Here is a 12,669-nt window from a genome sequence, read left to right as displayed (position 1 = left end):
AGACGTAATGCTTTTATGACCGGATTATTAGCCATGGCGTTTTTTTGCAACTCTTCAACCTCTGGGATATCACCCAGTGGTACTTGCAGTTCTGGTACTACCAAATCTGTGACAAGCTCACCGGGACGATTAACGACATTTGCCAGACGCGAACGGGAATTACGCCTCTCAGCCTGACTTTTGTAGTAAGCACGACGTAACAGTTGGAACTGGTTTTCCAGTTTTAATAATTCGACATCAGACAGCTGACCAAGGTTATTGCGGTGACGCCCTCGATCAAATCGCACGTAGCCAATGGACATTGCCTCGTTATCCCTGTCATAGGTTAAATCGGCGAGCAACACAGCAAAGAATCGAGACAGAATCGCTATACGATGTTGATTGTAGGCATTTACGTAGAGTAGTTCACTGCCTTCAATTTCAGCTACAGCCGCATCCTCCGCTGCGCTGGTTTTACCGAAATCATACAGGCGTTTGTTGAGATACAGGTGAGCCTGGCTGTCATTCTGGTCCTGATCATACGCAATTCTGTTGGGTTCGATAGCGCGAGCTTCCAGCAACAAATTCGCTCTAAATCCGTAATCTGCTACAGCGAACTCCTTGTTGGCATTTTGCAGCTCTATGGCGGCGGAAGCCCGTTGCAGGGCTGGATGATCTTTTACATCCAGTTTAAGCAAATATTCCAGAGTAAGAGGATCGGGAAGTTTTGGCCTGGGATCATTCGCTCCAGCCTGACCTTCTTCGGCAAGCGTGACCGGATTTATAGATATAAAAAACAGCAAGAGTAGTAGAACTCCTGGCACGTTAACTACCCGCTTGCTATTTATTGCCACCAACTCAGGCGTCACTTTATTTATTTACTTTTGTTTTTTCTTTAAACGTTTGTACTTGGTGAACCGCATGTTTTTGTATTCGCCGTTAACGAAAAACTCTCCCAACCACAAGAATTCTTCCGTATTTCGAGTCGCTCCCGTGTAACGTACCACTTGCCTGGCTTCCAGATCATAGAACGCAAACACCGGGGTCGCTCTTACACGATTAATTTTAGTGGCAAATTCCTTCTGCGTTAAGCTGTTACCTTCAAAATCTGTTATTTCCACGTCGCCTTCTATATCCACTGCAAAACTCAGGAAGTGCTTTCGGAAATATTCCTGCACATCTGGCTGGTTCAGAACTGTTTGTTTCATACGATGGCAAAAGGGACACTCATCCATTTCAAAAAACAGCAATACACCTGATTTTCCCTGTTCTCTGGCTTTAGCAATTTCTTCGGAGAAATCACCCCATGTTTCATTAAAAAAGTGGGTATACGGGTCCTTGCCCGCAGCCGCCATAGCGTCACTCACTGAACCTACTATTAATATAAACAGGATTACTAATATAGGGTTGCGCTTAATATCCATGGTCTTACTCGCTAATCAATATGAAAATTCTATGGTTCGGCTGAATGATTTTGCTGATTGATAAAATCTTCAATCATTTTCGCGGTCACGGGTCCGCTTTGTTTCGCTACGATTTCACCTTTAGGTGATATAAGATACGTAGTAGGTAGCCCTGAAATTACACCCACGGGAGTTTTCGCACTGGGTTTGGTACGCAATATGGGATAACTCATAAAGTAACTTTCGGTAAATTCTATTAGCTCATCCAGTTTAATATCTTCGAAATCCACGCCGACGACAACCGCATCCTTTTTATGATGTGCATCATGAAAGTCAACGAGTTCAGGAATTTCTTTCAAGCAAGGCGGGCACCAGGTTGCCCAGTAATTTAACACGACCCATTTACCTCGAAATTCAGATAGTTTCCTATCCACTCCCTTCAAATCGGGTAAAGTAAAATCAATGGCGTCAGCCTTTGCCAAAACCGGCGTTGAAACCGACAAAGCAAATAATAATGCCAACAACCAATAACGAATTTCAGCAGTTACTTTCCTTAACATCATCAAAACCTGACATCCTCGACACTCGGGGTAAAAATTAACTACGGCATGATAATGCCATTAGGCAATTGTTTTTTGCAAAAGTTGGCTGAATTCAGGTGTAAATTTAGTTGGGAAGGCGGTCAAAGTAATTGACTGCAATCATGAAATCTATGCTCAACACGCCTGCATTCGATATTATCGATTAAGATGAACTGGAAGCACGAAGAGGCACGGCCAACATTCCAAATAGAGAAAATTGACTAAACCACAGAAGATTGTTTGCGCGGTTATAAAGCTACTGCTAGATGTACTTCCGAAGTGTAAAACGGCTATACAACTCGAGCGTTTTCAACTCGTCACAGTGTTGGCTTCCAGTGCGTCATCCACTACCCCGTAGCGCATGGCTAATCGGGTTAAGGCAACATCACTGCTAACACCCAGCTTGTCATACAAACGATGTCGGTATGTACTCACCGTTTTTGGACTTAAGCACAATTTATCCGATATCTCCTGAACCTTGGTGCCTTGTGTCAGCATCAACATAACTTGTAGTTCTCGAGGTGATAACGCATCAAATGGGCTTTCTTCTCCACCTGGCATGAGTTTTAATGCCAGTTGTTGAGCAACATCCGCGCTAATATAACGCCGACCCGCATATACTTCTTTAATGGCAGTGACGATTTCCTCCACACCGCAACCCTTGGTTAAATACCCCAGGGCACCTGCTTGCAACATGCGCGACGGAAAAGGATCATCCATGTGTATAGTAACCACGATGACCTTTAAATCCGGATACATTTGCACAAGTTTGCGAGTGGCTTCAAAACCGCCGATGCCCGGCATATTAACGTCCATCAACACTACATCAGGTTTGTGTTGACGCACTAGCTGTACAGCTTCTTCCCCACTGGAAGCTTCTGCAACAACTTCAATACCGGAGACATCGCTTAAGAGACGAATGATGCCTGTGCGGACAAGCTCATGGTCGTCGACGATGGTGACTTTGATCATGCATACCCCCTGATTTTTTCTCTCCCACCACACACCCAGCGTATGCGAGCTGAATACGCGATCATTATTATTTATATGCCTGCATGCACTTAGTCTTGGTGACAGTGCTAAGCAAAAGTCTATCACACATCAGTGGAATACTTACAAGCAAGTATTTTTAGACTTATTCTATTTTCAGGATAAAGATTAACAATTCCGAATAACTGTTTAGCGTTTACCGTGCTGAAATGTGGGGTTTTGAACCAACGACCGGGAGATTAAGGCGAATCCTGAAGTGATATCTATGGTAGAAAGATTAAGCAAATTAACAGGTTAATTTGACTGATTGAGCTTTTCCAATCGTTCAACCGTGCCGACGTCCTCCCACGAACCGCCATAAATCTGCCCGGTGATCTCATGGCGCTCAATGGCATCGAATAACAGGGGCGCCAATGAAAACGCCCCTGGCTGGCAATCGTTAAACAGCCCTGGCGAATAAACACCTATCCCACTGAAGGTATACATACTATTACCCTCACGTTTTACCTCATCATCTTGTAAAGAAAAGTCACCTTTTGGATGTTGAGGAGGATTAGGAACCAGGACTAAATGTACGAGTTTGCTGGGTTGATTTACTAACTCAGCAAATGGAAAATCGGTAAACACATCACCATTCACAACCAGAAATGGATCATTACCCAATAACGGTAACGCCTTGAATATACCTCCGCCAGTTTCCAGTGCCTTACCTTCCGCTGAGTATTGAATAGTAGCGCCAAACTGGCTTCCATCCCCCAGGGCTTTTTCGATTTGCTCTCCGTGCCACGCATGGTTGATAACGAGTTCGGTAAATCCGGCTCGAACCAGCGCTTCCACGTGATACTGAATCAGGGCCTTGCCCCTGACCTTCACCAGTGGCTTGGGAATATTATCGGTGATGGGACGTAACCGCTCGCCGCGCCCCGCGGCTAATATCATTGCTTTCATGTTCTTTACTTATATTATTAATCTTAAGTTGCTGTTTGAGTCGCCAATGATGGCATGATGGATACTAAAAACTGATTCAATGCATTCAGCTCACTGTAGCGCGCGCTAACATCGACCACATACGACAAGGTCCGGGGAATGTCGTTCAGATAATCGGGTTTTCCATCACGCTGATCAAGGCGAGCAAAAATACCCGTCGCCTTTATATGGCGTTGTGCCCCCATGAAATCAAACCAACGTAAAAACTGTTGCCTGTCGACATTTTCTATAACACCCGCGCTTTCCAGGTTTGCTTTATGTTGTAGTGCCCAGGACTCCACCTGCTCGCGCGACCACGATATATAACAATCCTTGAGCAAGGACACCAGATCATACGTAACAGGACCAATGACGGCGTCCTGAAAATCAAGGATACCGGGATTGTTTTTATCTGTTCGCATCAGATTTCGAGAATGGTAGTCGCGATGCACGCAAACTACAGGTTGTTCCAACGCTGTATCTGTTAATAATGCGAATGCACTATTGATGATATTGTCCTGCTCCTTCGATAAGCGCAATCCCAGATGTTTCTGTAAATACCACTCGCGAAATATTTCCAGTTCGCGTTGCAATAGCGCACGATCGTAGGGAGGAAGCCCATCAGATTCCGAAGGCCCGTTTGCCTGCAACTTTAATAAGGCATCAAGGGCGTCTCGATATAATTCATTGACATTGCCTTCATTCAGCACCGATAAATATTGCGTGGAGCCCAAATCAGTAAGCAACAAAAAACCCTCATCGGTATTTTCTTCCAGCACCAGGGGTACATTTAATCCGATATCCGCCATTAGTTTAGCGATATGAATATAGGGTCGCGTATCTTCCTGGAATGGCGGCGCATCCATGACAATCAATGATTGCGCCTGATAAGGCGCAAATAAACCAGTACTGCTGGTAATACGAAAATATCGCCGAAAACTGGCATCGCTCGATGCGGGCTTCATATCGTAGTTCGACAGTTTTAGCCGGTTTTGTAACCATTCATTTATTTGTGCTAATCGTTGCGGCATAGTAGTGATAATTCCAGAAAATCGTACTGAATGACGGGTGCCAGATAATCGCAATTTATAACGTTGCGGTTGCATTATATGAATGTTTTATGCCAAAAATGCAAATCCGTTCACAAGGCATCGGATTTACCGGCCTTATTAGAATGTAATTTGAACATCAATCACTATTAAAATTCCAGTTTGGATCACACAGAAATATGTCTGCTACACAATCAGCCACACAGTCCAAAGTCGTATTAATCACCGGTTGTTCCACAGGCATCGGTTATTGTGTAGCCATGGGATTAAACGCCCGTGATTACCGCGTATTTGCCACAGCCCGCCAACAAAGCGACGTGGAGCGCCTTCAGCAACAAGGTCTGAATACGCTACTGCTGGACCTGGATGATAGCCAGAGCATAAAAAATGCCGTGTCACAAGTATTGGATCAAACAGATGGGCGAATAGACGTATTGTTTAACAACGGCGCATACGGGCAACCTGGCGCGGTAGAAGATTTAACGCGTGACGTGATGCGCGCGCAACTGGAGACCAACCTGTTAGGCACCATGGAGCTGACAAACCTGGTGATTCCTGCCATGCGGCAGCACGGATTTGGTCGAATCATTCAACACGGTTCCGTATTAGGGCTCATATCACTTCCTTTCAGAGGAGCCTACAATACCAGTAAATACGCATTGGAAGGCCTCAGCGATACTATGCGGCTGGAACTTCATGGCACATGCATTTACGTCAGCCTGATAGAGTCAGGGCCTATTGAGAGCCAGTTCCGCAAAAATGCATTTAAGGCTTACCGGAAAAATATTGACCGGGATGCCAGTGTGCATCGCGACACTTATTTGCGAATGGAAAACCGTTTAACCAGGCAAGGTCCTGTTGCACCATTTACATTACAGCCTGATGCGGTACTTAAGAAAGTTCTTCATGCCATTGAGAATCCCAAACCCAGGGCTCGTTACTATGTAACTTTCCCAACCTATTTATTTGCCACCTTAAAACGCATCCTGCCACACCGGGCCCTGGACTGGTTTCTGCTAAGGGTATCCAAAAACGAAAACAAATAATCGACCAACAAATTATTGTGTACTCAAACGGTTACGACAAAGAAGAGTTAACACGTAAACTTTATTCTTTCTCAACTGGCGGGGAATTATCTGGCTCTTTCCACTTTGCATAGCAATCTATGCCGCAGAAATGAAATACATAATCCGACGTTTCCTCATTTTTTGCACCCGAAGCAGGAATTTCTTTTAAGCAAATATCACAGGCAATCAATCCCTGATCATCTTTTGTATTTGTAGCTTGAACCATGGTCCACCTCCTCACTTAGTCCAGGATACGAGATGCGCACATCTACTCTGCGCATGCAGTGACAGGGGTATTTACTATTAATTATAGCCAAGCGGTTCGGCCTGACGGCCATTATAAAAAAATTAAATCAAACTTCTTGTGAAGGAAAGGGTAATGCGGTAACAACATATAGAATAAATTTATTAAAGCAACACTAAATCACCACACTATATAATCATAACGACAGTTATCAATCAGTCGCCTTTAAGTGTATCGCGAATATCTGACACCAGCTGCGCCAGATTCTTACAAGACTCATCACTCGACGCCTGAATACCATGCGCCTGGTTAATCGACTGATCAACAAGATCCAGCAGCAACTGTTCCTGATCTTCCGTTAAAGCTAAATCAGAAAATGAACCTTCCAGCTTGTATGACAATTCCGATAATATCTTAATATATTGCGGGGCGAACTTGTTAACTGATTCATCAAGCTGAGCAAGCAAAGTGTCCACACGTTGCACTAAAGTTACTAACTGTCCTTGATCACCAGCGCTACTGCCGGCCATTTCCGTCTTTTTTGGTGTTGCTTGCGCAAGTGCCTGCAAACGAATTTCCATGGCTTCCGCAAGCAATGCAATGGTACCTTTAACTCGTTCATATTTTTCCTGATCATCAAGCGGCATATTTTTAACCAAAACCGACACATGATCATAGTTAAATACACTTCGCACACCCAGGTCTACTACCTGGTCTTCTTTACATATTTTTTTAACGACGGTTCTTTCCAGCTGATTAATAGCGCCATCACTGCTTTTGTGAACCACTTCATCACCGATACGAATTTGCACACTGCTCCTCAGCCCCATTGAACTGATCGTGTATAGCGAAAGGTCAGCAAGCTTTTCCGCAGCGTCACATTTCATGGTAGAACGTACAAAATCCAGGATAGTGCCGACATCTCCGGTGTCTTTGGTTGCGGACATAGCCTTGCTCATGGCACGCTCGGCTTCAGCCATTAAACTTTCTCGTTCTTTTTTATATTTAACGGCTATAGTGACCTTGGATAGCAACTCGCCTGCTTCAAATGGCTTGCAAATATAATCATCACCACCAACTTCATAACCCGCAAGGCGTTCAGCCAAGGTATCCAGAGCTGATACAAAAGTAACAGGTATGTTAGTCGTTTTTGGATTTTCCTTTATTTGCTGACAAACCTCATAGCCGCTCATGCCTGGCATGTTTACATCCAGCAATACCACATCTGGCATAATATCCGTCAACATATCCATGCATTCTGAACCTGATTTTGCATAGGAGACGTCATAGTCTTCTTCCAGAATCTCTTCCATAATCTCCAGGTTAAACGGTTCATCGTCCACGACCAGAACTTTAGGTCGTTGTTCAATCGGTTCTTTTTGGTGCGCCACGCTCATAATATGTAAACCTCGATTCCTGTTTAATCACTCAACCACTTCAACACGTGGCAATAGCATATGAAAACTTGTACCCACATCCTGGTTGTTTTCCGCAAATATTTTTCCTTTGTGATGCTCAACAATTTGCTTGCAAATCGCCAGGCCCAGCCCGGTGCCACCAGCACCGGTGTTTGTCTCACTGGATTGAACAAATTTATCAAACACAGATTCCAGTTCATCGCTGGGAATACCAATACCTTCATCACTGACAGTCAGGCGTAAGGCATCAACTTCTCTGCCATCATCAATCGCCAGTTTGTCATCACTGAACACTACTTTCACCACGCTATTGTTCGGCGAAAACTTGATAGCATTGGATATCAAGTTTGATACAACCTGCAAAATCCGGTCAGCATCGAACCAAGCCTTACTGGATACCCGCGGTGGTTCGACTTCTACTGTAATACCATTATTTGCCGCAAAAGCATGGAATTCACCAACCACCTGATCAACGGTATGCAACAAGTCACCCTGCTCTACCAGGAAAATCATTTTACCGGCTTCCAGCTTGGACAAGTCCAGTAAGTCATTGAGCATCAAAAGCAGGCGTTTTCCACTTTCTTCGATGCGCGAAAAATAACGTAGCAATTTATCTTCTGTAGCCTTACCGACTTTTTCTGTCCCCATCGAGGCAAAGCTTAAAATAGCATGCATTGGAGTCCGCAACTCGTGTGACATGTTAGCCAGAAATTCAGTTTTTGAATGGTTGGCGTGATCCGCTGCAATTTTTGCCCGCAACAGGTTGGCCTCCGCCTGAATGGCAGAGCAGATATTTACCAGGCGATGCACCAGCAACGGCCAGCAAATGGGTTTGGTAATATATTCGGTAGCGCCGGCACCAAAGGCTTTATCCACCGAGTCATCATCTTCCAGTCCGCTCACCATTAATATCGGTGTATGCTTTCCTTCAGGGGTACTTTTTAGTGCCCTGGTTGCCTCAAATCCATCCATCCCAGGCATATTGGCGTCCATAAGCACGATATCAGGCGATACTCGTAAAAAGCAGTCAACCGCTGCCCGGCCGTCGCCGGCCTCGATTACCTCAAAACCGGATTTTTTAAGCCGTACCCTAATCAGGCTGCGTAACGTCGAGTCATCATCCACCACCATCACCTTGGCAACACGACCATCGACGGTGATATTGGGTTGTTCACTCATTACGGCTGCCATTAATCTGTTTCCTTTATTACTTATTTTGCCGCTGCTTGAGCGATAACTTGATTACCGGGATCAATATAACGCAGCTGATCAAAACTCAGGATCTTGGCAATCGAAATTCCACGTCCGTGAATATTAAGACTGCGGGCTGCACTAACCTGGAGAAACTCCCGGTAATTAAATCCATCACCCTGGTCCTGCACGGTGTAATTTACAGTTCCGTCCTCGACCTGATATTCAACGGATACTTGCTTGTTCAGGTTTTCCGGCAACTGTTGGCGACGTTCAATCTCGGATAACCAGGTACCGGCTTTTTGCAGCTCCGACTTGTAATCAAATCCAATACCCAGGTTGCCATGCTCAATTGCGTTAACAAACAATTCATACAAACCCACTACAACCTTGCCGGGATCTTTTGCCAAACTGGCTAAAGTGGTAGCTGCATTGCGCGCATCATTCATGGAGCTAAATACGATACTTCCCTGCGCCTGCATACGCTCTTTTTTATCATCTAACTGTTCACATAATTCCTGGTATTCATAAAAATACCGCACGGCCGTATCCACAATGTCCAGTAACTCGTTCCTGGCAAACGGCTTGGTAAGATAGTAAAGAATTCCGGCTCCCAAACCTTCTTCAATATCCTGCTTGGTCGCTTTCGCGGTTTGCATAATGACAGGGATCATGCGCAATCGGGGGTCCTGCTTCATAAAATGAGTAACTTCAATACCACCCATTTCAGGCATCATGCGATCCAGCAAGACCGCCTGGTATTTGTCAGCATTGGTTTTAAGTAACTCGACGGCTTCACGGCCGTTTTCCGCGGTATCGGTCTGAAAACCATGGTCATCGAGCAATTCCTCGAGAATTTCAAGGTTAAAAACCTCATCGTCCACCAGTAATACGCATGGTTTTAAATCAGTGACATCTTTTACATTCAAGCTTCGCATTGAGCCAATCTGGATAGTTTCCCGATCACGGATTTTGATGGGTCTAATACTTGCATCGGGGTAAGCAAGACGATGAAAAATCCTCCCACCGTCTTCATTTTCGTCATTAATTAGGCAAACTTGAATGTGCTGGGCAGGCGTTTTAGGGCAGTCACTGACATATTTGTCAGCCTATGGTGCAAGCAGGGATCGATTTTCGAGGCTATACTGCATTTATACCATCGAAAATGGTTAAATCACTAAACCCGCTTAAAGGACTGCCGTTAACTAGGAATAAGGGACCAGTTATTTAACGATTCCCTTATTAGTTCATCACCTATGTTGATTAAGGAGACGCGGATATGATCGCCATGTTGCTTGAAGCAGTCGTCCTAGCTTTCGTTATCGGTGGAATCATCGGTGCGGTCACAGCACTTCATTTGTCTGGTCCTAAGAAAGTACCAATAAAGATCCAGAACAACACCCATCGTCATCGCAGACGATAGACGTAATACTAACCGCTATTAATCTTAAATTTTTGTCAGGTTCTGTATGCCGCGCGCTGAGGTCGCAAAATCCTCAGCACGCGGTTATTACCAGGTAGTGCGTTCGATTATCCAAACTAGGGGGATACAGATTTCGCGCACCGAAATCCAATATCACTACTAGCCGTGGTTGGTGGTGCAAATGATCGCGCCGCTGAACGATAGAATACACTGAGAGCATAATGCCCTACACCACCTCCTCCTCCACGTAGCACCTTATTCTTTTCGCCAAACGCTTCACGCTCCAGGGTTGAACCCGGGTAAGCCTGATACCAGGAATCCACCCATTCCCACACATTACCAGACATATCGTAGCCGCCATAGGGTGAGAGATTTTTCGGGAAGCTACCTACGGGTGTAATACCTTCCGGCCAGTCAGTATTGTCACCGGTATTGGTGACATCTGGATCCCACTCATTACCCCATGGATATTCCCGACCATCCGGCCCGCGCGACGCTTTCTCCCATTCAAATTCCGTGGGCAGTCTTTTACCAGCCCAACGACAATATTCATTGGCATCGAACCAGGTAACACCTGTAATTGGCAAGGTATCCTTTACCCGTTGATCATTCAGCATGGCTTTTAGCAAAGCTGGTTTGGACATCGTTGTTACATCGAGGTCAAGTTTGAAATACTCTGTCGCAATCCAGCGCAATGTATCCAGGTCAGTGGCCCTTAGTCGTTTTTCAACAAGGTTATATCCATTTTGCGACCAGCCAAAAGGTTCTTTACGTTTAGTCTGCTTCACAAACTTTTTATAGGCAGCATTGGTCACTTCGTACTTATCGATAAAAAACCCATTGAGCACCTGTGTTTGTTGCGGGTGCTCATCGACATACAGCGGATTGACCAAACCGTATTCCTGCTGTTTACCAGAGTCATCGATTTTGTTGCTACCCAGGGTGAAAGATCCGGCGGGTACGAACACCATGGCACCAGTATCGGTCAACGATGCACCGATATTGGACTCCACGTTTTCGATGACCGCACCAGTTTGGGCCGATTGCTCATTAGAAGATTTTTGCTGACAACCCATGGAAAAAATGGAAATGGGCAAAACTGCAGATAAACAAGCCAGAAAATAGAGATGTTGCCGTGTTTTTACCATGAATAAACGCATAAATTCTATTGCACTACTTTGCTTATACCTGAATACCTGGATTGCTTTATTGCGCCTACTAAAACGGTGGCATACCGGTTGCACTCGGTATCAATGGCAAACGTTGAAATCAGTGTGCATTGTTTCTCTATGGGGCTACATCGCTTGCAACAAATTGTTTACTATGCAACCAGTCTCAATCAAGCGCAAAAGAATCAATTTTCAGTTAGAATCGCGCTTTGAACTGCAATTGAGACTATATTCTAATTTCAATATTGTAGTTGCTCAAACAATAACACCGAACAGGTAACTTAAGGAATTATTAATGACCGGAAAATTATTTTCACTGGAAATCCAGCCAAGAATACCCAGCCAGCTGGCGCGCCTGGAAGAGCTGGCGAATGACCTCCTCTATAGCTGGGATCGAAGTGTTCGTTCATTATTTCACCGGCTCGACGAAGAACTATGGCAAACCAGCGGTCACAGTCCTAAAGTGTTTTTGCGCCGTGTTTCCCAGGAACGCGTCGATCAAGCAGTACAGGACCAGGTGTTTATGGAAGATTACAATCGTGTGTTATCTGTATATGACACTTACAAAAAATCACAACAGAAACCGATTATCGATAGCCTGGATCCTGAGACAGACCTGGTCGCTTATTTTTGTGCTGAGTTTGGATTTCACGAGAGTTTACCGATTTATTCCGGGGGGCTGGGTATCCTTGCCGGTGACCACTGTAAAGCTGCCAGCGACCTGGCCATTCCTTTTGTGGCAGTGGGATTGTTATATCGTCAAGGATATTTCACTCAAACGATCGATAACCTCGGCAACCAGATACCCCACTATTCAACAACCTATTTTGAAGATTTGCCTATTGCTCCCGCCCTGGATCCCAACGGAAACGAAGTACAGGTGACTGTCGTTTCCAATGGTCAAACCATTACCATTAAGGTATGGGAAGCACGCGCCGGGCGTATTAAATTATATCTTCTGGATACCGACCTGCCACAAAACAGTGATGAAGTTCGCTCCATTACTCACCGACTTTATGGTGGCGACCGCACCATGCGTATACAACAGGAAATCGTATTAGGTGTAGGCGGCGTTCGTGCCCTCAACGCCCTGGGACATAAGCCTACCATTTGGCATATCAATGAAGGTCATTCAGCGTTTCAGATAATTGAGCGCTGCTATCAACACGTACTTAATGGTATGGATTTT

General features: G+C 45.0%; 13 protein-coding genes. 2 read left to right on the top strand and 11 right to left on the bottom strand.

Going from position 1 to position 12,669, the window contains the following annotated elements:
• The 6 genes from ACWVCM_RS05660 to ACWVCM_RS05635 form a co-directional block, all read right to left on the bottom strand.
• Nucleotides 1–782, bottom strand: a 782-nt coding sequence (locus ACWVCM_RS05660) for a TolC family protein (protein WP_455200748.1), incomplete at its 3' end; no start/stop codon positions are given.
• 75 nt (nucleotides 783–857) lie between these two features.
• Nucleotides 858–1,403 (bottom strand): thioredoxin family protein, encoded by a 546-nt coding sequence (locus ACWVCM_RS05655; protein ID WP_455200747.1) that lies wholly within the window; start codon nucleotides 1,401–1,403, stop codon nucleotides 858–860.
• 29 nt (nucleotides 1,404–1,432) lie between these two features.
• On the bottom strand, nucleotides 1,433–1,945 hold the full coding sequence (locus tag ACWVCM_RS05650; protein WP_455200746.1) for a TlpA family protein disulfide reductase: 513 nt from the start codon (nucleotides 1,943–1,945) through the stop codon (nucleotides 1,433–1,435).
• A 327-nt stretch (nucleotides 1,946–2,272) separates the two neighbouring features.
• Nucleotides 2,273–2,935: a UvrY/SirA/GacA family response regulator transcription factor gene (gene uvrY, locus ACWVCM_RS05645; protein WP_455200745.1), complete on the bottom strand. Its 663-nt coding sequence runs from the start codon at nucleotides 2,933–2,935 to the stop codon at nucleotides 2,273–2,275.
• Between the two features lie 312 nt (nucleotides 2,936–3,247).
• Nucleotides 3,248–3,901 (bottom strand): N-acetylmuramate alpha-1-phosphate uridylyltransferase MurU, encoded by a 654-nt coding sequence (gene murU / locus ACWVCM_RS05640; protein WP_455200744.1) that lies wholly within the window; start codon nucleotides 3,899–3,901, stop codon nucleotides 3,248–3,250.
• A 23-nt stretch (nucleotides 3,902–3,924) separates the two neighbouring features.
• On the bottom strand, nucleotides 3,925–4,950 hold the full coding sequence (locus ACWVCM_RS05635) for an aminoglycoside phosphotransferase family protein (RefSeq protein ID WP_455200743.1): 1,026 nt from the start codon (nucleotides 4,948–4,950) through the stop codon (nucleotides 3,925–3,927).
• A 197-nt stretch (nucleotides 4,951–5,147) separates the two neighbouring features.
• Here ACWVCM_RS05635 and ACWVCM_RS05630 point away from each other — a divergent pair, with 197 nt between their 5' ends.
• Complete coding sequence (locus tag ACWVCM_RS05630; RefSeq protein WP_455200742.1) at nucleotides 5,148–6,014, top strand: SDR family NAD(P)-dependent oxidoreductase; 867 nt, start codon at nucleotides 5,148–5,150, stop codon at nucleotides 6,012–6,014.
• A gap of 61 nt (nucleotides 6,015–6,075) precedes the next feature.
• Here the strand turns inward: ACWVCM_RS05630 and ACWVCM_RS05625 are convergent, their stop codons facing one another.
• The 5 genes from ACWVCM_RS05625 to ACWVCM_RS05605 form a co-directional block, all read right to left on the bottom strand.
• Complete coding sequence (locus ACWVCM_RS05625) at nucleotides 6,076–6,261, bottom strand: DUF3330 domain-containing protein (protein ID WP_455200741.1); 186 nt, start codon at nucleotides 6,259–6,261, stop codon at nucleotides 6,076–6,078.
• Between the two features lie 233 nt (nucleotides 6,262–6,494).
• Complete coding sequence (locus ACWVCM_RS05620; RefSeq protein WP_455200740.1) at nucleotides 6,495–7,676, bottom strand: response regulator; 1,182 nt, start codon at nucleotides 7,674–7,676, stop codon at nucleotides 6,495–6,497.
• A 27-nt stretch (nucleotides 7,677–7,703) separates the two neighbouring features.
• Nucleotides 7,704–8,888, bottom strand: coding sequence for a hybrid sensor histidine kinase/response regulator (locus tag ACWVCM_RS05615; protein WP_455200739.1), 1,185 nt, complete (start codon nucleotides 8,886–8,888; stop codon nucleotides 7,704–7,706).
• A gap of 20 nt (nucleotides 8,889–8,908) precedes the next feature.
• Nucleotides 8,909–9,826: a response regulator gene (locus ACWVCM_RS05610; RefSeq protein ID WP_455200738.1), complete on the bottom strand. Its 918-nt coding sequence runs from the start codon at nucleotides 9,824–9,826 to the stop codon at nucleotides 8,909–8,911.
• A 601-nt stretch (nucleotides 9,827–10,427) separates the two neighbouring features.
• Nucleotides 10,428–11,471 (bottom strand): formylglycine-generating enzyme family protein, encoded by a 1,044-nt coding sequence (locus ACWVCM_RS05605; protein ID WP_455200737.1) that lies wholly within the window; start codon nucleotides 11,469–11,471, stop codon nucleotides 10,428–10,430.
• Nucleotides 11,472–11,775: 304 nt separating this feature from the next.
• Between ACWVCM_RS05605 and glgP the strand changes: the two genes are divergently transcribed.
• Nucleotides 11,776–12,669 (top strand): alpha-glucan family phosphorylase (gene glgP, locus ACWVCM_RS05600; RefSeq protein WP_455200736.1); only part of this gene is annotated, 894 nt, incomplete at its 3' end.

The organism is Kaarinaea lacus, from assembly GCF_975902315.1.
Note: the sequence above shows the minus strand (reverse complement) of the source record. Positions and strands in the feature narration are given on the sequence as shown.